This window comes from Acinetobacter sp. NS-4 (genome assembly GCF_037402435.1).
In the GTDB taxonomy this organism is placed as follows: domain Bacteria; phylum Pseudomonadota; class Gammaproteobacteria; order Pseudomonadales; family Moraxellaceae; genus Acinetobacter.
On the sequence record NZ_JBBEUE010000001.1, the window covers coordinates 1 to 21,793 of the forward strand.

Annotated in this window: 17 protein-coding genes; 10 read left to right on the forward strand and 7 right to left on the reverse strand. The window is 41.4% G+C overall.

Features of this window, described 5'->3' with window-relative positions; genetic code table 11:
* From WAE57_RS00005 to WAE57_RS00015, 3 genes are all read left to right on the forward strand, one after another.
* On the forward strand, positions 1-451 hold a 451-nt coding region (locus tag WAE57_RS00005; protein ID WP_337707505.1), incomplete at its 5' end, for an FAD-binding protein.
* 576 nt (positions 452-1,027) lie between these two features.
* Positions 1,028-4,054 (forward strand): DNA gyrase subunit A, encoded by a 3,027-nt coding sequence (gene gyrA, locus WAE57_RS00010; RefSeq protein ID WP_337707506.1) that lies wholly within the window; start codon positions 1,028-1,030, stop codon positions 4,052-4,054.
* A gap of 273 nt (positions 4,055-4,327) precedes the next feature.
* Positions 4,328-5,143: a hypothetical protein gene (locus WAE57_RS00015; RefSeq protein WP_337707507.1), complete on the forward strand. Its 816-nt coding sequence runs from the start codon at positions 4,328-4,330 to the stop codon at positions 5,141-5,143.
* Positions 5,144-5,201: 58 nt separating this feature from the next.
* On the opposite strand, the gene gltP is transcribed toward WAE57_RS00015, so the two are convergent.
* From gltP to WAE57_RS00040, 5 genes are all read right to left on the reverse strand, one after another.
* On the reverse strand, positions 5,202-6,497 hold the full coding sequence (gene gltP, locus WAE57_RS00020) for a glutamate/aspartate:proton symporter GltP (RefSeq protein WP_337707508.1): 1,296 nt from the start codon (positions 6,495-6,497) through the stop codon (positions 5,202-5,204).
* 270 nt (positions 6,498-6,767) lie between these two features.
* Complete coding sequence (locus WAE57_RS00025; protein ID WP_337707509.1) at positions 6,768-7,874, reverse strand: ABC transporter permease; 1,107 nt, start codon at positions 7,872-7,874, stop codon at positions 6,768-6,770.
* On the reverse strand, positions 7,871-9,001 hold the full coding sequence (locus WAE57_RS00030; protein ID WP_337707510.1) for an ABC transporter permease: 1,131 nt from the start codon (positions 8,999-9,001) through the stop codon (positions 7,871-7,873). Before WAE57_RS00030 ends, WAE57_RS00025 begins: the two co-directional genes overlap by 4 nt.
* Positions 9,002-9,003: 2 nt before the next feature.
* Complete coding sequence (locus tag WAE57_RS00035; protein ID WP_337707511.1) at positions 9,004-10,185, reverse strand: efflux RND transporter periplasmic adaptor subunit; 1,182 nt, start codon at positions 10,183-10,185, stop codon at positions 9,004-9,006.
* An 18-nt stretch (positions 10,186-10,203) separates the two neighbouring features.
* Positions 10,204-11,694 carry a TolC family protein gene (locus WAE57_RS00040; protein WP_337707512.1) on the reverse strand — a complete coding sequence of 497 codons (1,491 nt, stop codon included), beginning with the start codon at positions 11,692-11,694 and terminating at the stop codon, positions 10,204-10,206.
* A gap of 352 nt (positions 11,695-12,046) precedes the next feature.
* Between WAE57_RS00040 and serC the strand changes: the two genes are divergently transcribed.
* Positions 12,047-13,126 (forward strand): 3-phosphoserine/phosphohydroxythreonine transaminase, encoded by a 1,080-nt coding sequence (serC, locus tag WAE57_RS00045; protein WP_337707513.1) that lies wholly within the window; start codon positions 12,047-12,049, stop codon positions 13,124-13,126.
* Positions 13,101-13,280, forward strand: a complete 180-nt coding sequence (locus WAE57_RS00050; protein ID WP_337707695.1) for a hypothetical protein — start codon at positions 13,101-13,103, stop codon at positions 13,278-13,280. Before serC ends, WAE57_RS00050 begins: the two co-directional genes overlap by 26 nt.
* A 574-nt stretch (positions 13,281-13,854) precedes the next feature.
* Here the strand turns inward: WAE57_RS00050 and WAE57_RS00055 are convergent.
* Positions 13,855-14,784 carry a hypothetical protein gene (locus tag WAE57_RS00055; protein ID WP_337707514.1) on the reverse strand — a complete coding sequence of 310 codons (930 nt, stop codon included), beginning with the start codon at positions 14,782-14,784 and terminating at the stop codon, positions 13,855-13,857.
* 270 nt (positions 14,785-15,054) lie between these two features.
* Here WAE57_RS00055 and WAE57_RS00060 point away from each other — a divergent pair, with 270 nt between their 5' ends.
* Positions 15,055-15,525 (forward strand): YaiI/YqxD family protein, encoded by a 471-nt coding sequence (locus tag WAE57_RS00060; protein ID WP_337707515.1) that lies wholly within the window; start codon positions 15,055-15,057, stop codon positions 15,523-15,525.
* A gap of 12 nt (positions 15,526-15,537) precedes the next feature.
* Positions 15,538-16,449 carry an EamA family transporter gene (locus WAE57_RS00065; RefSeq protein WP_337707516.1) on the forward strand — a complete coding sequence of 304 codons (912 nt, stop codon included), beginning with the start codon at positions 15,538-15,540 and terminating at the stop codon, positions 16,447-16,449.
* Positions 16,450-16,454: 5 nt separating this feature from the next.
* Here WAE57_RS00065 and WAE57_RS00070 read toward each other — a convergent pair whose 3' ends face one another.
* Positions 16,455-17,024 carry a PilZ domain-containing protein gene (locus WAE57_RS00070; RefSeq protein ID WP_086175625.1) on the reverse strand — a complete coding sequence of 190 codons (570 nt, stop codon included), beginning with the start codon at positions 17,022-17,024 and terminating at the stop codon, positions 16,455-16,457.
* A gap of 23 nt (positions 17,025-17,047) precedes the next feature.
* On the opposite strand from WAE57_RS00070, the gene WAE57_RS00075 reads away from it, so the two are divergent.
* The 3 genes from WAE57_RS00075 (at position 17,048) to WAE57_RS00085 (ending at position 21,773) form a co-directional block, all read left to right on the forward strand.
* A complete protein-coding gene (locus WAE57_RS00075; protein ID WP_301433725.1) occupies positions 17,048-18,283 on the forward strand; it encodes a lipoprotein-releasing ABC transporter permease subunit in 1,236 nt (411 codons plus the stop codon).
* On the forward strand, positions 18,276-18,959 hold the full coding sequence (gene lolD, locus WAE57_RS00080) for a lipoprotein-releasing ABC transporter ATP-binding protein LolD (RefSeq protein WP_337707517.1): 684 nt from the start codon (positions 18,276-18,278) through the stop codon (positions 18,957-18,959). Before WAE57_RS00075 ends, lolD begins: the two co-directional genes overlap by 8 nt.
* Before the next feature lie 402 nt (positions 18,960-19,361).
* On the forward strand, positions 19,362-21,773 hold the full coding sequence (locus WAE57_RS00085; RefSeq protein ID WP_337707518.1) for a DNA internalization-related competence protein ComEC/Rec2: 2,412 nt from the start codon (positions 19,362-19,364) through the stop codon (positions 21,771-21,773).
* The last annotated feature ends 20 nt before the right edge of the window (positions 21,774-21,793 follow it).

The window sequence follows — 21,793 nt, forward strand, 5'->3', positions numbered from 1 at the left end:
GGCTGCTGTTGAAGCAGCTGCGTCACAAGGCGATGCTGGCATCTCTAAATTCGTTTCAGAAGAAATCGTTAAATCTGAACGTCCGGAATTAACCGCTGCACGCATCGTTGTTTCTGGTGGTCGTGGTGTGGGTTCAGGTGAAAACTATCACACTGTGCTTGATCCATTGGCTGATAAACTTGGTGCTGCGCAAGGTGCTTCACGTGCTGCAGTGGATGCTGGCTTCGTTCCTAACGACATGCAAGTGGGTCAAACGGGTAAAATCGTTGCGCCTGACCTGTACATCGCTGTAGGTATTTCTGGTGCGATCCAGCACTTGGCTGGTATGAAAGAATCTAAAGTGATCGTTGCGATCAACAAAGATGAAGAAGCGCCAATCAATGCAGTAGCTGACTACTGGTTAGTTGGTGACTTGAACACTGTAGTTCCGGAATTGGTTTCTAAAATCTAATTTCTGAACCCTGTTCGAAAAAAAAAACGCTCTTGCGCAAGCAGTTAAAGCAACGCTTTACTGCTTTGCTCAGGAGCGTTTTTTTATGCCTGGATGTTTGTAGCTCATTTATTTTTAGGGGGTGAATGTGGCCATTCTGACTCAAGAGATAGCATTTCAGGGGCAGCAAACAAATGTACATCTTTTATGGTTGTACAAGGTGATTCAGGTTTAATGCATTTGGACAGCTATGGTGGGACAGATTTAATCGATTTATATTTTTTTAAAGTCGAAAACCCAATTTTAACTGAATAAATAGCTTGAGAATTTAGGGTTAAAATTGGCCGTTGAACTCTAAATAAAATGAACTAAATCACATAAAATTCCGACAAATGAAAGTGCTGAAAAAATAAACGATAAATTATAGAAAATTAACAGGATTAACATACGTGATATGGCACAAAAACCACAGAATTTATGCTATAATTTACGGCTGTATTTAGACTTTAACTCAGCTTATTTTGAGTTAATTTTTTGCTAGATTGATTATATAAAACGAACAGTTTTAGCAATAGCTGTTTGTAATAAGGAGTATGCATGAGCGTATCGGAAATCCGACCGATTGCCATTGAGGATGAACTCAAAAGCTCATATCTCGACTATGCCATGAGCGTTATTGTTTCTCGTGCATTACCTGACGTGAGAGATGGCTTAAAGCCTGTTCATCGTCGTGTGCTTTTCGCTATGCACGAATTGGGCAACGACTACAATAAAGCATACAAAAAGTCAGCCCGTGTAGTCGGTGACGTGATCGGTAAATATCACCCGCATGGTGACTCTGCTGTGTATGAAACCATTGTTCGTATGGCTCAAGATTTTAGCTTGCGTTATCAATTGGTGGATGGTCAAGGTAACTTCGGTTCTGTCGATGGTGATAGCGCAGCAGCAATGCGTTATACCGAAGTCCGTATGCGTAAGCTCACCCATGAACTTTTGGCTGATCTGGAAAAAGACACAGTCGAGTGGGAAGACAACTACGACGGTTCTGAACGCATTCCACAAGTCATGCCTACACGTGTCCCTAACTTGCTGATTAACGGTGTAACCGGTATTGCAGTCGGTATGGCAACCAATATGGCACCGCATAACATGACTGAAGTTGTGAATGCATGTCTGGCTTATGCAAATAATCCCAATATCAGCATTGAAGGGTTGATGGAGCACATCTCTGGTCCAGATTTCCCTACCGGCGGTATTATTTATGGTAAATCAGGAATTGTAGATGCTTACCGTACCGGTAAAGGCCGTCTGCATATCCGTGGTAAATACCATATTGAAGAAGACCCGAAAAACGGCCGTAATACCATCGTATTCACAGAAATTCCTTATCAGGTCAATAAAGCAAAAACCATTGAGCGTATTGCCGAGTTGGTAAAAGAGAAAAAACTGGAAGGTATTTCTGAACTTCGTGATGAGTCTGACAAAGACGGCATGCGTATTGCAATTGACCTGAAGCGTGGTGAAAACGCTGAAGTGATTGTCAACAACCTGTTCTTGAATACCCAGTTAGAGAATTCATTCAGCATCAACATGGTCTGTCTGGACAACGGCCAGCCGAAGTTGATGAACCTGAAAGACATCATTGCTGCGTTTATTCGTCACCGTCAAGAAGTGGTAACCCGTCGTACCATGTTCGAACTGCGCAAAGCGCGTGAACGTGGTCATATCTTGGAAGGTTTGACTGTCGCACTTGCCAACATTGATGCCATCATTGAAACCATCAAGACTTCTGCCAACCCGGGTGAAGCGCGTGAGCGTTTACAGGCGGGTGAGTGGGCTGCGGGTGGCGTTGTTGCGTTGTTGGAAAAAGCAGGTTCGGTTTCTGTACGTCCAGACGAGATTGAAGGTGAAGATCCAAGCCGTCCGTTTGGTTTAGATGGCAATGTTTACCGTTTATCTCCAGCACAGGTTGGTGCAATTCTTGAATTGCGTTTACACCGTTTAACCGGTCTTGAACAAGACAAGTTACATGCTGAATATTCTGAAATCTTGGGTCAAATTGCTGAACTTACTGCAATTTTAAATGACTTCAATTTGTTGATGAATGTTATTCGTGAAGAGCTAGCCTTGATTCTGCAACAGTATGGCGATGCACGTCGTACCGCAATTGTTGAATCACGCATTGACTTCTCGCGTGAAGATCTGATTCCAGAAGAACAAGTCGTATTGACGGTTTCTAAAACAGGTTATGCGAAAACCCAGCCACTTTCTGACTACGCTGCACAGCGTCGCGGTGGTCGTGGTAAGTCTGCAACTTCAATGAAAGAAGATGATTATATCCAGCATCTGATCGTGACATCGAACCACGCAACGGTTCTATGCTTCACCGATGTCGGTAAAGTATATCGTCTGAAAGTATTTGAAGTACCGCAAGCATCACGTGGTGCAAAAGGTCGCCCAATGGTGAACCTGTTGCCGCTTGACGCAAACGAAACTATTACAGCGATTCTTCCGGTCATTGATGCACCGAAGAAATTTAAAGATCGTCTGGTGGATTTCAAGGCATTTGTGAAAGCCAATGCTGCGAAACTGCAAGAAAATGAAATCATCAATTCTCATTATGTTGAACTGGAAGCAGCGCTTGCTGAACTGGAAGATGGTGCAGATGACCTGTCGGACGCATTACGTATTCAGTTGAAACAGCTTGGTTTAGAGTTGTCGAGCACTGATCTGGATGATGACATCATCAATGACTTTGCACAGCAAGCTGAAGCAGTGCGTAAAAACTTCTATGTGTTTATGGCGACTGAATACGGTACGATTAAACGTGTAGAGCTTGAACAGTTCTCGAATGTGCGTTCAAACGGTTTACGTGCGATTGAATTGAATGGCGACGATACCTTGATTGGTGTGGCCATTACCGATGGCGAACAGCAAATCATGTTGTTCTCGAACGAAGGTAAAGCAATTCGTTTCGCAGAAACTGATGTCCGTTCAATGGGCCGTTCAGCGAAGGGTGTACGCGGTATGCGCGTGACCATTGGTGCAGCCGCACAACTGGAAGAAAACGACGAAGCTGATGTAGAGACTGATGATGAAGATGCTTCAGATTCAGCATTGATCAGCCGTATCGTTTCGTTGGTGGTTGTACCGGAAACTGGCGAAGTGTTATGTGCATGTGCCAACGGTTACGGTAAACGTACCCCGGTGGGCGAATTCCCGACCAAAAAACGTGGTGGTAAAGGTGTGATTGCAATTAAAACATCTGAACGTAACGGTGAATTGGTCGGTGCAGTCTCCATTGATGAAAGCAAAGAGCTGATGTTGATTTCTGATGGTGGTACGATGGTTCGTACCCGTGCTTCAGAAGTTGCTACCACAGGTCGTAATGCACAAGGTGTTCGCTTAATCCGTCTAGGTAACGAAGAGCTGCTCGTAGGTGTTGTTTCTGTTGAAGCTGTAGAAGAAGATGAGTTTATTGAAGCAGTGGAAGGCGAAGAAGTAGTTGCCTCTGAAACTTTAATTGATTCTGAAACTTTAATTGATTCTGAAACTTTGGTGGATGATGAAACTATTGCTGATGAAGCTGACACTGAATCAGATTTAAGAGATTCTGATGACTAAGTTTTGATATTAAAAAGAAGGGCGCTTAGGCGCTCTTTTTTTGTTTGTAATATATTGAAATAATTGATTAATTAGTAAGCGACATGTAGTGTCGCTAACCTATTGTGCTTCTCTATAAATTTAATAAAAATAATCACTTATTGTTTCTTATTAAAGAGTTTATATGAACGAAAATTTAGAGTACAAATTAATTCAAACTTGGGAGGAAATTAGTAATAGAGAAGCATTTCAAGAAAAGCTTGATATAAAAAAAGTGAAGATGCAAAAGGAAAAATGCAGCTCATAATTGCTCAATATCAATTGAAAGAAAAAGTAATATGTGGAATTAGTAGTTGTTGTACACCTCATAATTATGGCTATTTAGTAAGGTTAGAGGATGGAAATGAAATTATTATTGGAAATGTATGTGGGAAAAAATACTTTGGTGTTGAATTCACAAATCAGAAAAAAATAATTGATGTAAAAAGAGTTGAGTTTGAGAATTTTCAAAGACTAGAAGAAACCTATAAGAATTTGGCAGAAATGAAACAGAAGTATGAATCTGTAGTATTCGGTTACAACAGAAAATCATTTCATGTATTAAATAGAGAGATTCCAAAACTACTAGAGCATAACGAAGATATTAGTTATTGGATGATGAAGTTGTTAAAAAATGAATTAGGTACAAATGGAGAGATTTATGAAACTATATATAAAACCCAAAATGAAATAGATCTAGAAAAAGAGATCAAGGCAAATGGAGCTAATAATTATAATGGACATCATTATATAAGCCCCACAAAACAAATTATTGTTGATACGCTTGATGGTTATGATGTAGTAGCTAATTGGTACAAGTCTAGAGAGCTTTATCAGTATTTTGATCAAATTCTTAAGTTAATCAAACATCCAAACGAAATAGCAAATGCAAAAGAAGTCAAAAAAATTATTCGTGAGTTGCGTGGATATGATCAGAATATAATAGAGTTCAATGACTTTTGTAAGCGTGCTGATATCTTATTAAAGAAAGATAATTTACTAAAATTACTTCGAATCTTTAATGATCCTGATCATAAAGCTCAATTGCAAAAATGGGCTAATAAATTTTAGTGAATTGAATTTATAAATCAAAAAAGGAAGCCGAAGCTTCCTTTTTTGATTTTATAGATTATGCAGCTTCTTTCATTTCAATTTGATAATCTTTTTGCTTTTCAGCATCGAACTGGCCTTCCCATTTACTGATCACAAGCACAGCCAACGAGTTACCAATCACATTCAATACAGTACGTGCCATATCTAAAATACGGTCAATACCGGCAATAAATGCTAAACCTTCAAGCGGAATACCCACACTACCCAAAGTTGCCAACAGCACAACAAAAGACACGCCAGGAACGCCGGCAATACCTTTAGAAGTAATCATTAGGGTTAACACCAGAATGACTTGCTGGGTGATGCTCAAATCAATACCGTAAAGCTGTGCAATAAAGATGGCTGCAATACTTTGATATAAAGTCGAACCATCCAGGTTAAACGAATAACCGATTGGAATCACAAAACTGGTAATGGATTTAGGTGCACCATAAGCTTCCATTTTTTCCATAATACGCGGTAATACGGTTTCAGAGCTGGCGGTTGAATATGACAGAATCAGTTCATCTTTTAGAATTTTAATAATTTCCCAAATACTGAAACCACAGAATTTAGCAACCAGTCCTAAAATGACAAAGATGAAGAAGAAAATAGCACCATAAACCAAAACGGCCAACTTCACTAATGGAAGAAGCGAGCTAAAACCAAAGTTCGCAACGGTTACCGCAATCAGGCCAAATACACCAAAAGGTGCAAAAAGCATAATCATGTGCGTTACTTTGAACATGGTTTCAGAAACAGCATGCAATACATCAATGAGCGGTTTTCGGGTTTCTTTAGCTAAAGAGCCTAAACCTACACCAAAAATCACCGAGAAGAAGATGATTGGCAACATATGCCCATCAGTCAGTGATCCAAAAATATTGGAAGGGATCAAAGATAAAATGGTATTCACCAGACCATGAGAATGGCTACTCACTTCCTGTGTGGTTTGCTGATATTGAGAAATGTCAGTTTGCGTCAAACTCGACATATCAATACCGGCGCCCGGCTGGAACACATTGGCTGCAACCAGACCGACCAGAATGGCAACGGTGGTGATGACTTCAAAATAAACAATGGTTTTGAAACCGAGTTTACCCACATTTTGACCATGACTTGCATTGGCAATACCCAAAATAAGCATTGAAACGACAAGCGGAATAACGATCATCTTAATCAAATTAATAAAGATTGAACCCAAAGGACTCAGCAGATTATTAATCAGAGTTTCACGATATTCGGGAGAATAATGTAGAAAAGAGCCTACAAGCACACCTAAAATGAGCGCAATGACGATTTGCCAAGCAAGACTAATCTTAATCTTTTTCATGCTAAGCCCTTAAAATCAAATTTTTAATAAAAAAAGCTGCTATAACACTGTCGATATCACATCGGCATGTTACGGGGAGCGTGGGAATGAATCATATAAAAAATATTCATGAAATATGAACTGGGGGCTATTTTGCATCGATTAGTATATTCAATCTAACTTTTTTCTTCATAATTGATTTGAATGGTTAAAAAAAAACCAGTTTTAGTTTAAATAATAATCAAATTGTAAAGTTTTATTTAATAATCTTATAATGTCATACTTAAAAGATTATTTTTGAGCAGCTCTGGTCAGACGGAAATATCCCCATACCAGACAGATTCCGGCAAAAGTCACCAGATAAATCATTTTCGGAATGACCAGCTGGGTAGGCACGCCCATTTGGTTCAATTGAATAAACATCTGTATGCCTTGGGTGGAAGGCAAAATATTTCCCAACCATTGCATCCACTCAGGCATGGCTGCGTGTGGCCATGCTGTCCCTGATAGTAAAAATAGCGGAATGGAAGTAAAAACAATCACATGTCCTGCGCGTTCCGGCATATCCAGAAAAGATGCAATCATCAAGCTCAAGCCAATCACGCAACTTACAAATATAGGCACAGCAATCAACATACCGATGAAGTTGCCACCACGCGGATAATCATTCAGCCAAAAGGTAAATCCAAACAGGTATAAACAGCCCAGGAAGCCGATAGTCAAAATGGCACTGAATAATGCCCAGAATTCGGTTTGACTCGGTGTCCAGTTCTTTTCACGATAGCCTGCAATCAACATGCACAGGCCCAATAAGATGGTCTGATGGATAATCAGCGGTGCAACGGCAGGGAAAATATAACTGCCATAACCAGACAGAGTGTTGAATAAAGGAATTTGATGAACGGAAAGCGCAGGGGAGAAATGCGAAATATTGCCAAATTTCTGCGCCTGTTCGGCAAGCGCATGCTCAATAGAGGTCGCTAGACCCAAACCGATCTTTTGGGTTTTTAAAAAATTGGCCGCACTTAAATATAAACCGATGCCGCCCACTTCACCACGACGGATACTGCCGGATAAATTGTTCGGCAACAATAAAATAGCATCGGCCTGTTGCAGCTTGATCATCTGTTCCGCTTCGGCAAAATTACCTGTGACTGCCTTAATTTGTACATTCGGGCTTTTAGCCACTTCGCCAATAATGCTGGATGTCATCAGGCTTTGTTCTTCATCCACAATGATAATCGGCAAGGATTCGGCATGTTCTGCCTTGTAAGCTGTTGGATAGAAGAAACTATATACAAATACCGAGAGCACCAAAGTAGTCAAGATCGAGCTATTGGCGGCAATATCTTTAAAGGTTTTAAAATAAAAGTGTAGAAAGTTTTTGAGAGTTTTCATGCCTGTACTCCTTTTACATACTTTTTAAGAAAGAGATAGGCTGTACCCAGATAAAACAGGCAATAAACGGCTAAAACTGCAAGCGGTAGCATTGAAATGGATACGGGGCTACCTACCACCCATTGCTCCGTTTGTAACTTGGCATAAGGGGTATAGGGAATAATATTGGACCAAAATTGGGTGAATAAGGGTGCATTGTTCAGCGGTAAAGTCACGCCGGCAAAACTTAAAGAAGATCCGCCATAGACGGCAATAAAACCAAAACTTTTAGCCAGATTATGTGTGGCCAAAACCACGGTACTGCTGATAAAGGCATATGCGCTATAGAGAAGAAATTGTCCTAATAAAATAGGCCAGAGTTGTCCCTCTACAAACCAGCCACGAAATTCAATGAGCCAGAACATCCATAACCAGGTCCAGAAACTGAAAATCAGCACATAGGTCATATTCTTGGAAAGTAGGGCAAGCCATAAATTTTGACCATCGAGCCATGTTTTTGTCGTACCAAATTTCAATTCCTGTCCCACGGCAAAGGCCACGCAGCAACACAGTAATAGATGCAAAATCGCTGGAATCATGTACGGTTCTAAATAAAATTCATAACTTAAGCCCGGATTGAACAGTGGCGAAATTTTGACATTCGGCGTAGGTGCATTCAGATAAGGGATCTGGTTTTGCAAATAACTGTGTCCAGTAAAGTCGGCCAGTGCCTGCAAGGTGCTGAACAGCATGGCTGAAGAAATGCTATTGCCGACACTAAAATAACTTTGGTTATAGGCAATACTGATCTGGGCATCGTTGGTTTGTACCAGCCGTTGTTCTGCACCTTCGGGAATACTGATATAACCCCAAATTTTATTTTGATTCAGTAACTGTTCAACCTCATCCTGACTGCTGGAAATGCTGTTGATACTCAGGCTGTGATTCAGGTCGGCATGATGGACAATCGTCCGGCTCAGTTCACTGTGGTCCTGGTCAATAATAGCAATTGGCAGATGGCTGGGTTTGCCTTGGGCAAACATACTGGCGAACAGCACAATCATCAATGCCGGGGCAAGTGTGACCATACACAAGTCCCACTTATGCTTGAGCAAATAGCCAAGTTCACGCAGTATGCCATGCAGCATGATCAAGACTCTTTGATTTTAAACAGCACGCTCATGCCGACTTTTAAATCTGCAATCGGCTGGGCTGGAGTAAGCTGAATCTTGAAACTGCGAATATCATAACCACCAGTTTGACGCGTGGTTTTAATGGTGGCGAATTCACCTTCGGCATCAATCTTTTTGATCTTGAACAGGGCCTTTTTGTTCAATGCAGGAATAAAACCTTCAATCGATTTGGCCTGATAGACCTGTGCATACTGATCTTCACGAATATTTAGGCTGACCCAAAGATCATCATCCTGAAGCATACTGACCACAGGCACGCCCATAGCCACCAGTTCGGACACCTTGCCATAGGTTTTAGACACTGTGCCGTTGATCGGGGAAACCAGTTTGGTTTCGGCTTGCAGTGCATTGGCCTCTGCAACGGCGGCTTTGGCAATTTCCACCTGTGCATTTGCGGAGGACTTTTGTTCTGCTGTGCTGCCACGTTTGGCACGTGCATATTGCTGATAAGAAGCTTCGGTCATTTGCGCGGCAGATTGTGCGGCTGCATGCAGTTCATCACGGCGTTGACGTGAAATAACTCCTTCCTTAAACAGGTTGGCACCACGCTGATAGGTGGTTTGGGCTAAATCCTGCTGGACTTTCAGGCTTTGCCAGTTGGCATATAAACTGTCGATATTTTCCTGTTGTGAACCGCGGTCAGCTGTAGATTGCAACGCTTGAGCAGATTGCAGGCTGGCCAGAGCCTGTTGTTTTTTAGCTTCCACTTCCGGACTAAACAAGCGGACCAGTTGCTGGCCTTTAAGCACTTTCTGACCATCATGGATATACATTTCTTCAATGCGGCTCGGTACTTTGGTACTGATATGAATAGTTTCTGCTTCAACACGTCCTTGCAGCTCAACTTCCTTGGGCTGATAGCTTTTCCATAACCCAAATCCAATTAGGCCTAGAAGCAAGATCAGTATGATCAAGCCTGTAACTTTAATCAAGGCTGAGCATTTTGAATTTAAGGGCGTATCTTCAGGAGTTGGGGCTTGTTCTGAATAACTGAAAAATGCTGAATCTGTATGATTTGGCTGTTCTTGAGACTGCTCTACAGTATTCAATTCATTTTGCTGAGCTGAGGGATTGCTAGCAGCCTCTTCTGATGAGGTCTTTTCTGTATCTTGATCAGCTTTGTTTTGATCTTGAGTCATGTGGTTCCCCATCAAAAATTAACGAATATAACTGGTATTAGACTGACTGATGTAATTCTGGAATTGGTCAATCGAACCGTGGCTTTGTAATAAAGTGGCTAGAGACATGACATATTTATAGGCATTTAGCGCCATCTCACTTTTTAAAGCATTCAAGCTATTTTGTGCATCAATCACCTGGGTTGCCGTTCCCATATCTTCCTTAAAGGATAAAGTCTGAATACGCAAATTTTCCTGGGCAGCCTGGACATTTTGTTGCAGCAGTTGGTGGCTTTGCTGCGCAGCCGAAAGCTCATTGTAAGAGGTGTAAATAATATTTTCGACTTCCTGCTTGGTGCGCTCGGTTAACAGTTGCGATGCATAGCGTTGCAGTTCTGCAGCCTGAACATTTTTGTTTTTATCTATGCCGGAAAATAGGTTATAGCGTGCAACTACACCGACAATCCAGTTTTGCTTTTCATCTAGGCTGTATTCTCCAAAGGCAAACAGGTTGGGTTTTTTCGCTGCGCTTTGAGCTTTAACATTGGCATTGGCCAATTGGGTATCCATCTGCATTTTCTGGATCAGTGCAGATTGCTCCGGATAGCTTTTTAACAGCGCATTCAGGTTCTGATTTTGGCTGGAATTGACAAATAGGGGCGTGCTCAGTTCGGTAATCTGACTTTGCTGTAACAGGTTATTCAGCTGAAACAGGCTTGATCTTAAATTGGCTGCTGCATTTTGCGTACTACGTTCGGCATTGTTCTTTGCAACTTCAAACTGCATGCGCTGACCTTTGCTGATGAATCCCTGGCGTTCCAGTTTTAAGGCATTACCGTAATGGGTTTGCATGGCATTGAAATTGGACTGACTGGAGGCCAAAAGTTGCTTCTGCAATTGGGCATTAAAATAAGCCTGAATCAGTTCAAAGCGTTGTGTATCTTGCTGTTGCTTGCTATTCAATTGACTGCGCTGTGCCTTAATATCAGCCATTTCCTTGGCACTTGAGGTCAGGCCGCCGGTATATAAAGGCATTAATACTGAAACGGTAGGACGGATTACTTGATCTTCCAGTACTACATTGGCCGAGTCGGGAAATAAACCCATACCGCTATGAATGGTTTGATTAAGTCCTTGTTTTAAAGGATCAGAAATATTGGAAGGAAGGTTTTCTTGATTAATACGATCGTTGATGCCTTGAGAAAGCGTTTGTTCCAAATTGTTTTTAAAAGAATCCAGAGGAATATCGACTTCATTATGAAAGGCATAGGCACGCATATTTAAATCGACCCGGGGTAGACCTAAACCCTTGACCGCTTCAGCTTGTAATTGTGCGGATTGTTGTAAAGCCTGATTGGCCTGTGTGGTGTAAGAGTCTTTCAACAGGCTCTGTTCGGCCTGCACATAACTGATGCTTTCAGCAAAAACCTGCGCTGGGCCAAGCAGGCTGGCCGTACACACTCCAAGACGAAAACCATGTTGTATGAGGAGTGCAATTTTCTTGGCTTGTGCAGGTACATGCAGTGACATTGCTCAGATTCTCAATTTCTTTGTAACAATTATATTGCATAGATTGAATTGTATGTCTAATCAATAAGTTGTTGTATTGTTTAATATGCATTTGTATATCAATCACGTGATTAGATTTTTATTACCGCCTATTGTGGGAGCAATTTTGAAAAGATTAGAAATAAGATGCAGTTGCACCTTTAAGCCTACTGGCAGGGAATGCAAAAGGACTTATTAAAACCAATCTTTATTGAGATTTTGATTTTAAATGTCCGACAGCATTGAAATATTTTCAGGATAATTTACTGCAAGTACCGGCTATCTGTGGTTAAATGCCATCATTTTATTGTGTTTCACTCTGAAAGGAAAAATCATGCGCGCGTACAATTTCTGTGCTGGCCCTGCTGCATTACCGACTGCCGTTTTAGAAAAAGCTCAAGCTGAATTGCTCGATTGGCATGGCAAGGGTCTTTCGATCATGGAAATGAGTCACCGTAGCAGTGACTATGTGGCTGTGGCAGAAAAAGCAGAAGCAGATTTGCGCAAATTGATGAACATCCCTGAGAACTACAAAGTATTGTTCTTGCAAGGTGGTGCTTCATTACAATTCTCTGCCATTCCTTTGAACCTGTTGGGTAAAAACAACAAGGCTGATTATATTCATACCGGAATCTGGTCTGAAAAAGCGTTAAAAGAAGCACAACGTTATGGCGACATCAATGTTGTAGAAGCGGGTACAAGCATTAATGGTAAATTGGCGATTACTGAGCAAAGCACCTGGAACTTGTCTGACGATGCTGCTTATGTACATTATGCAGATAACGAAACCATCGGTGGCCTTCAGTTTGCAGGCATTCCTGAAGTGAACGCACCACTTGTATCTGATTTATCTTCAAGCATTCTTTCAGCACCAATTGATGTGTCTAAATTTGGTTTAATTTATGCCGGCGCTCAAAAGAATATTGGTCCTGCTGGCTTAACTTTAGTGATTGTGCGTGAAGACTTGCTTGATCAAGCGAAACCTGAAATTCCAAGCATTTTGAAATATTCTGCGCAAGCGAAGAATGATTCAATGGTGAATACGCCATCAACTTATGCTTGGTACTTGTCTGGTCTGGTATTTGAATGGTTACTTGAAAATGGTGGCGTGGATGCCATTCACAAAGTAAATCTTGAAAAAGCAAAATTACTTTATGGTTATATCGACTCTAGCGATTTCTATGCTAACCCGATTGCTGAACAAAACCGTTCAATCATGAATGTGCCATTTACCTTGGCCAATGCTGACTTGGATAAATTGTTCCTGAAAGAAGCTGAGCAAAACCATTTGCTTAACTTGGCAGGTCACCGTTCAGTGGGTGGTATGCGTGCAAGTATTTACAATGCTGTACCATTAGAAGGTGTACAGGCATTGGTGAACTTTATGGATGACTTTGCAAAACGCAACGGTTAAAGCCTTAAAGCTAAAAAGCCCATCACATGATGGGCTTTTTTATGTATTGAATAAATGTGCGGGTATTAAGATGAGCTTTGAAACAGGATTAAAGAATAAAGTGATGCAAAATATAGGCAGACATAAACATGCCCAGTACAAAAAACAGGCATGAGACAGTGTCTAATTCAAAGCTTTTACTCAGGTGATGCTCAACTGAGGGTATATTTTCTTCTTGCACGATTTTCATGGAAATTCTATTCCGATTTATTTATCGTTAATTTATATGGATAGTTTTTATTTTTATCATAAAAAATTGATTAAATAAAGTACTAAATAAAAATATGTAATTAAAATATTGAGTTTATCCGCTGGAATATCCGAGGTTTTGCCAGATTGTTGTCACTGCAAGCTTGTTGTGGAGAAAAGACTTAAAAAGTGTTCATAAAAATATAATAGCTGTAGTAGTTAGTTAAAATAAAATTTTGAATTTAAAATTGTGGATAAGTTATTTTAACTTGAATTTAAAATCGTTAAATATAATGTGTATCTGTGGATAAAATTTAATCAATTTGTGAGTAGAGATAATAAAATTTAGACTTCTTTTATAAATTCCTTTTATTTATCCCAGAGGGAGAAAAATAAAGAGGGGATGAATAATGATGAAAGAAGAGTATTAAAGAAATAAAAAAAGCAGTACCATAACCTGAGAGGATAATCCTGTTGTGGTGCTGCTATGGTTAGAAGATTTATTTTTTAGCGTAAATATTCACTTGAATCCATAAATTGCCTCGAATAAATTGACCAATCTGAAAGTCTTTATTCGCTTCATTCTTGGTTGCAATACGAATCAAGGTGGCTTCCTGATTTTCATCATGAATCAAGGCAACGTCATAAAGCGTATATTCCTGCTGCATAAATGACATGGAGGTTTTACCGACAATATTGCCTTGGAACCAGGCTTCATCTTCCTGCCCCATATTTTCACCATACAGATAGGCCACCATTCTGGAAAAATCGACGGTGACCGGTTCTTTGTCATCCTCCGATTTGGGTTCCCAGGCATCAATCTGTTCTTGTAAATTGGCAGGTGCCACGCCGTTATTGGCGGCAAGAATGTCATTCAAGGCACGGTGATGTTTAATGGATGCCGGATCATCCACCACCAGTTGCTCATGGTCGGAAACAGCTTCCAGTTCATAGGCCCAGGCATTGAGCTGTGCAAGATAAGGTTGATCTTTTTCATAATGGTCATGATTGACGCTATACAGCGTATCGAAGGCGTACACAATGGTATTGGCCCCCAAGTTTAGGCGCAGTACCGCCTGGGTGTTGGATTTACACGTAATAATCCGTTCAATGGTGGCATTTACTTTGTAGGGACTTTCAAAACTTGGAAAGGCTGTTTTGACCGCTTGGGGTTTGTTGTTTTCAACGGCAATGACCTGGGTCATTTGCACGGTTGCCTGTTTAGGCCCCTGAATAAGCCAGGCGGATGCGTCCATTTCGCATTCTTCTTTACATAAACCCATTGGCATCACTGGTGCATCAAGTGCCAGGCCTAACCACTTGGGCACATCGGTACATGGGTGATCTGTGAGCAGATTCCAATGTTCGACATGACTGCCAAAGTTCTGGTCTTCAATGGTGATCAGTTCTGGTCTATTTTGATTTTTCATATTCACAATTGATGTTGGGCTGTATTTATCTATTAAATCGAGGGTTATTGTTAAATTTCAAGTCAAGGGACTAAATTTAACCATTAAAGTCGTTAAAATAGAGTCAAAATCCTGTATCTGGATGCGATGAAGCCTGCAAATGTGTCATGGAAAGCATGACCATGTGAATTAAATCTAAAAACAGCAAATGAGCTGAATCAATTTAGCCATCCTCCTGTCGTATGGAATTTGCTAAACTACAGGCTATTCTTTTTTGACTATGGATGTGGTGTGCTGCCATTTAAACTTTGGGTCGATGCCGATGCATTGCCTAAAATCCTGCGTGAGGTGATCATTCGCGCTTCTGACCGTTATCAGCTGGAAGTCACTTTTGTCGCCAATCAAAATGTGGGTATTACCCCGTCAGTACGGATTAATTCCATTCAGGTGATGAGTGGCGCAGATGCTGCGGATAAAGAAATTATCGAGCGCATGAAAGAGCATGATATCGTCATGACCCAGGATATTCCCTTGGCTGCTCAAGTGATTGAAAAAGGGGGAATTGCCATTCATCCTCGTGGTGAAATCTATACCACTGCCAATGTAAAAGCACGTCTGCATTTACGTGATTTCATGGATTCTTTACGCGGAGCAGGTGTCAATACGGGTGGTCCACCCCCGATTTCTGAACGGGACAAGCGCGAATTTTCCAGTTCACTGGATCAAACCATCCAGAAACAGAAACGTAAAACTGCACTGTAATTTGAGTCCGTCATGCCGTCAAAAAGCAACATCATGTCCACATATGCCTTATTGGTGTTTATTTGGGCTACCACGCCACTGGCAATTGTCTGGAGTGTTTCGGACATCCATAGTTTGTGGGCGTTGGCACTGCGCTTTTTCATTGCCTTGCCTTTAGCATTGGGCTTGTTGGTGGTACTGAAAATCAAGTTACCGACCAATGCCATTTCCTTGCATAGTTATGTCGCTGGTGCCTGTAGTTTTATTGGTTCGCAAATCTTTACTTATTTGGCCACGGCCTATTTAAGCTCAGGCATTATTGCCTTGATGTTCGGTTTGGCACCGATTATGACTGGATTAATCGGTCGTTTTGTTTTTAACATTCATCTGCAACGGGTGCAGTGGCTGGGGATGTGCATTGCGGTCTTCGGATTGGGTATTATCTGTCTGGGTGGCAGTGAGCATCATGTCCAGCCCATGGGCATAGGGCTAATGCTGATCAGTGTTTTTGTCTATTGCGCATCCATTTTCTGGGTCAAAAAAGTCAATGCACCGCTAAAACCCATGGCTCAGGCAACCGGATCGATTCTGGTCTCTAGTTTGTTCGCACTGTGTATGCTGCCGTTTATCTGGCAGCATGCGCCAGATCATATGCCTAATACCAAGGCATTAATCGGTTTGTTTTATGCGGTGATTATGGCTTCACTATTGGCGATGTTCTGTTATTTCAAACTGGTACAGAATATTAAGGCAACCACCTTATCGTTGACCACTGTATTGACGCCTATGTTGGCCATGCTGTTTGGAGCACTGCTGAATGATGAAAAATTATCGGTGATGGTTTTTGTCGGCGCGTTTATTTTGTTGTTCGGCCTGTTTGTTTATTTTTACCGTGATCTTAAGGCGAGCCAAAATCTCGCCACCAAGATCAAGTCTAATCCCTAAATTTTTTAATCTTTAGGTTTGCTTACCGTAATACATTCAGCAAGCTTTACCCGGTCTTGTGGGTGTAAGGTAATAAAATAAGCCCCGGTACGGAATTTACCGTTCTCTTCTGCACGGCTATAGACTACCTGAGCAGTCGCGGCAATATGGAAAAAATTCTCAGGGTGGCTGAGCGTGACATGAATATACGTTCCTTCCTGAATAGGGCGCTCGCTAAAGAAGCTGAAACCTGTTTCGGAAAAATTAACATGTTCCGGTATTGGTAACATGGATTGTACAATTGCATCGTACAAAGAGCCGGTAATAAGGTTTAATTTTTGATTGAATAAGGATAATATTCTAGCAATTTGTTGATCTTTTTCAGTTAATTGTTCTAATTCGTAGTTTACTGCGTGATCAAATTGATCTAATTCTGCGAGTAGTAGAAAATAGCGGGGCAGCACAAAGTTAGGATCATAAGGGTCATTAAGCGCGACATCATCAGAAATAATCTGATAATTAACTCGCAAGGCAGCATCTATACGCGACATAACGCGGCGTTCCATATTGGCGCTTTGATGCTGTAAATTTTCCATAATTATTCCTCGGACTAAATGGTATGTTTAAACCAATCTCGCTGTACATAGGGTTGAGATATACTCGCGCACGGCGTAGTAACCACTTTATTTCTTTTATTGCTCTGGTTTCTATGATCGGTCTCACCTTAGGTGTGGCTGTATTAATTACAGTCTTATCCGTAATGAATGGCTTTGACCGGGAACTGAAAAACCGTGTATTGGGAATGATACCTCAAGCTACTGTTTCTTCAACACAAATATTAACAAATTGGCCAGAACTTGCAAAAAAAGTTCAACAGCATGAGCATGTCAGGGGTGTAGCGCCCTTTACCCAACTGCAGGGAATGCTGACTGCGCAAGGGCAAGTCGCAGGAATCATGGTCACAGGGATCGAACCCGAATACGAAAAGAAAGTTTCGATTATCCAAAATCATATGGTTGCAGGCAGTATTGACAGTCTGAAAAAAGGTGAATTCGGCATTGTTTTAGGTAAACAAATGACCGATTCACTGGGTTTGGGATTAAACGACAATATTACTTTGGTGCTGCCTGAAGCAACGCCATCTCCTGCTGGGGTTGTGCCACGCTTTAAGCGCTTTAAAATTGTCGGTATTTTCAGTATCGGAGCGGAAGTGGATTCCATGATGGGCTATATCGCCCTGAATGATGCTTCAACTTTATTGCGCTTACCTGATGGTGCCCAAGGGGTACGTTTAAAACTGGATGATATTTTCCGAGCGCCTGAAGTGGCTGATGATATTGTTAAGGATCTGCCAAACAATTTCTATGCATCAAACTGGACCTATACCCACGGTAATCTATTCAGCGCCATCCAGATGGAAAAAGCCATGGTGAGCTTGCTACTGTTCCTGATTGTACTGGTGGCTGTATTTAATATTGTATCGTCACTGGTGATGGTCGTCACCGACAAGAAATCCGACATCGCGATTTTGCGTACCTTGGGTGCTTCACCTGCAACCATTACCCGAATTTTTATGGTACAGGGTACTATCATTGGCGTGATCGGTACGGTTTCAGGTGCCATTCTGGGGATTATTTTTGCTTCAAGTATTAGCAATGTAATTGGCTGGTTGAATACCGCATTTGGATGGAACCTGTTTGATGCTTATTTCATTAATTATTTGCCGTCTTATTTACGTTGGCAAGATGTGCTGGTGATTGTGAGCCTGTCTTTAGTTTTAAGTTTCCTTGCCACGATTTATCCGGCATTACGTGCTGCAAAAACTCAACCAGCAGAGGCCTTACGTTATGAGTAATATTGTCCTCGAAGCCAAAAATATCTCGAAAAGCTTTACCGATGGCAAAACCACGGTCGAGGTGATTAAAAACTTGTCTTTACAGGTTAAAGCGGGTGAGTTTGTTTCTATTGTCGGTTCGAGCGGTTCCGGTAAAAGTACCTTGCTGCATGTGTTGGGTGGGCTGGATGGTCCAACAGAAGGACAGGTGTTTTTAAACGGCAAGCGCTTTGATACGTTGGGTGAAGCTGAACGCGGTTATTTACGTAATCAGCATCTGGGTTTCGTCTATCAATTCCATCATTTGTTGCCTGAATTTACTGCACTGGAAAATGTGGCCATGCCGCTAATGCTTCGTGCAGGCACTAACTACAAGCAATCTAAGGAGCAGGCAGAATACCTGCTCAATCGGGTGGGATTGTCGCACCGTATGACCCATAAACCCGGTGAGCTGTCTGGTGGTGAACGCCAGCGTGTGGCATTGGCACGTGCTTTGGTCGCAAAGCCAGAACTGATGCTGGCCGATGAACCGACAGGTAATTTGGACCGTAAAACGGCAGTGAAAATTTTTGAACTGCTTAGTGAATTACGCAATGAATTCAATATGGCGATGCTGATTGTGACCCATGATGAACAGCTGGCGCAGACTGCCGATTCTATTTTGCATATGCAGGATGGTGTCTGGATTGATGATTAAGGGTTTGTTGATATTTCATAAATGGTTTGCGTTGTAAGCTCCAATTAAACAATGAGATGTATACAGCGTAAAAAATGAAATGCAAAGAAGGGCGTATGTTTAAATTGGATGATAAGGTTTAAGATAATCTTCGCTTTCAACCCTTCGGGACGCGAGTATTTTTTGATGCTATATCGTTGTGAACTACTCATTTAGAATGACTAAATTTCGTATTCCACGCCTTGTATCATCTAAAAAATACTCGTCGTCGCAAACATAGACGAAGTGTCAACCAACCCTAGACGCTGATCGATAAATTAAAAAATCAATTGAAGCTCACTTCGGTGGGCTTTAATATTGCACAAAATAAAAAAATTATAATAACAATGATTCAAATGATCTGTATCGGCTGGGTGCTGGGCATTGCAACAATGGGGGAAAACTTTTCCACTGTTGCAGTTATGGCTTGTTCCCAGTATTGCTCTGTTTATCCTGACTTTGCTGTTAAAGCTGACAGTGCTCAAACATGTCCAGCGCTTGTATTTTGAGTTTTTACAGTTTTGCATCGCCTTCTCTCTGGGCATAACACTAGGCTATCACTATGCTGAACTTCAATTAAATGAGCGCTTGCAGTTTCGGGAACAACAGACTGAAGCGGTGGAGGTGATTGGCTATATTAAAAACCTGAATGAATTAGGCGATCATTCAATACAACAAAAAATCCAGATACTGAATCGGCATACAGAAGTGGTGCAATGGCAGGCATTTTTAAAAAATGCGGCAGATGCAGATTCATCTACCGTACTTGAATTAGGTCAATATTATCGTTTACATGGCCAGATTCTGCCAGCGCACAGCTATGCAACTGAAGGTGCTTTTGATCAAGAGCAATGGTATATCCAGCAAAATATCATGTCTGGATTTAGAGTTTCTGCAATAGAAAAGCTGTCACAACAGCAAGTAGCTGCTTTGGGCTATGGTAGACATCTTAGGCAACAAGGTTCTGTTTCCAATCAGATTCAACTCTGGGTCGAACAACAGCGTTTAGCATTGCGCAATTTTATCAATCAGCAGCCGGTGCAGCATAAAGGTTTAATGCTGGCTTTATTGACCGGGGATAAAAGTTTACTTGACTCTGAAACAGAACAGTTATTTCAGCGTTTTGGCATGAGTCATTTACTGGCGATCTCTGGACCGCATGTGCTGATTTTTGCTGTACTACTGTGTTGGAGCCTGCATCAGTTAATCAGCCGATATCGGCCGCAGATTTATTTAAAATGGCCCAAGCAATATCTGCTGATCTGGCCTTTTTGCGCGAGTGTAGCACTGTACTGTGCATTTGTCAGTTTTGAAATTCCGGCGTTAAGAACGCTGTTTAGCTGTATATTGATCAGTCTATTTATCTTATTCAAACAAAAGGTTCGACCGCTTAATATTTTGCTGTTCAGTGTATCTATTTTATTAATTTTTGATCCCTTCAGTATTTTATCGGCCGCATTTTGGCTGTCTTATGGTGCATGCTTTGTATTGTTACGCATTTATCAAACCGTTCAGCAGCAAAGTGGTACGGATGAGCTAAAGAGCAGAATTCAAAGCATCAAAATGCAGCTGAAACTTTTGATTGAATCACAGTGGAAAATATTTCTGGCTTTATTTCCCTTGATGATGCTGTTTTTTAAGCAGATTGCATGGATTACGCCACTGAGTAATCTGTTTGCCATTCCCTGGATTGGTCTGGTGATTGTGCCTTTAGATCTGCTTGCAGCGCTGTGCTATTTCATTGCTGAACCTTTGGGCAGTCTGGTTTTTCAACTCAATGACCTGGGTCTTGCAGCTTTGCTGTGGTTATTGCAACTTCTAGACTGGCTGTTTGCTCCGACATTACAGCCCATTGCCATGAATTTTGCTGTGTGGCTCAGTCTATGTTTAGGCTTAATGATTCTGTTTTTACCGCGAGCCGTGTTGCCTAAAGCCTGGGCGGTATTGTGTTTTATTCCTTTGATTACCCTGGATGCCAGTAAAAATGAGTTTGAATTAAATGTATTGGATGTAGGGCAAGGACAAGCAATTTTTATCCGCGATCAAGATCAGACCCTGATGATTGACATGGGAGGCAACTATGATGAGGCTAAATTTAGTATCGGCAAGCAAATCATTTTGCCCTTTTTATCGGTGAAGGGCGTGGATCAATTGGATCAACTGATTTTGACCCATCTCGATCTGGATCATTATGGCGCTTATCAGTCGATTAAACACGACTTGGCGATCAAGCAGGTCTATTCCAATGAACAAATTGAAATCCCGAGTTCAAGCCGGTTTGATTATTGCCGGCAGGGCCTGCAATGGCATTGGAAAAACCATGTGGATATGACCGTGTTGTCACCCAAAGCCGAGAATTTGGCCTATGCCAAAGCTGAGAAAAATGAAATGTCCTGTGTGATTTATTTACAGGTGAAAAATGCCCAACCTTATCAGAATTTTTTACTGATGGCAGATGCCGGCTGGCAAGCCGAATATCAAATTTTACAGGATTATCCTGATTTAAAAGTGGATGTACTGATTTTGGGGCATCATGGTAGTCAACATAGCTCGGCCTATGCTTTTTTAAAGCAATTAAAACCGAAACTTGCGATCGCATCGGCAGGATTTAATAATCGTTATGGACATCCAAGTAAAATGACATTGCAACGTTTACGGCAGCTGGATATTCCTTTATTGACCACAGTTCAGCAGGGCAGTATTCAATTTACTCAACAGTCCGATGGACAAATGCAATTACATTATGCACGCGAACACAGGCAATGGTTAAATCGTACAACGCCAAGGCTTCAATAAAATGCCCAATTCTAGCGCCT

Bases quoted from the DNA above. Each gene is read 5' to 3' on its own strand.
- WAE57_RS00050 (WP_337707695.1), top strand. From the start codon at position 13,101: ATGACTTTGCAAAACGCAACGGTTAAAGCCTTAAAGCTAAAAAGCCCA.
- WAE57_RS00015 (WP_337707507.1), top strand. From the start codon at position 4,328: ATGCAGCTCATAATTGCTCAATATCAATTGAAAGAAAAAGTAATATGT.
- gltP (WP_337707508.1), bottom strand. From the start codon at position 6,497: ATGAAAAAGATTAAGATTAGTCTTGCTTGGCAAATCGTCATTGCGCTC.
- WAE57_RS00065 (WP_337707516.1), top strand. From the start codon at position 15,538: ATGCCGTCAAAAAGCAACATCATGTCCACATATGCCTTATTGGTGTTT.
- WAE57_RS00070 (WP_086175625.1), bottom strand. From the start codon at position 17,024: ATGGAAAATTTACAGCATCAAAGCGCCAATATGGAACGCCGCGTTATG.
- WAE57_RS00025 (WP_337707509.1), bottom strand. From the start codon at position 7,874: ATGAAAACTCTCAAAAACTTTCTACACTTTTATTTTAAAACCTTTAAA.
- WAE57_RS00035 (WP_337707511.1), bottom strand. From the start codon at position 10,185: ATGACTCAAGATCAAAACAAAGCTGATCAAGATACAGAAAAGACCTCA.
- WAE57_RS00055 (WP_337707514.1), bottom strand. From the start codon at position 14,784: ATGAAAAATCAAAATAGACCAGAACTGATCACCATTGAAGACCAGAAC.
- lolD (WP_337707517.1), top strand. From the start codon at position 18,276: ATGAGTAATATTGTCCTCGAAGCCAAAAATATCTCGAAAAGCTTTACC.
- WAE57_RS00040 (WP_337707512.1), bottom strand. From the start codon at position 11,694: ATGTCACTGCATGTACCTGCACAAGCCAAGAAAATTGCACTCCTCATA.
- serC (WP_337707513.1), top strand. From the start codon at position 12,047: ATGCGCGCGTACAATTTCTGTGCTGGCCCTGCTGCATTACCGACTGCC.
- WAE57_RS00030 (WP_337707510.1), bottom strand. From the start codon at position 9,001: ATGCTGCATGGCATACTGCGTGAACTTGGCTATTTGCTCAAGCATAAG.
- WAE57_RS00075 (WP_301433725.1), top strand. From the start codon at position 17,048: ATGTTTAAACCAATCTCGCTGTACATAGGGTTGAGATATACTCGCGCA.
- gyrA (WP_337707506.1), top strand. From the start codon at position 1,028: ATGAGCGTATCGGAAATCCGACCGATTGCCATTGAGGATGAACTCAAA.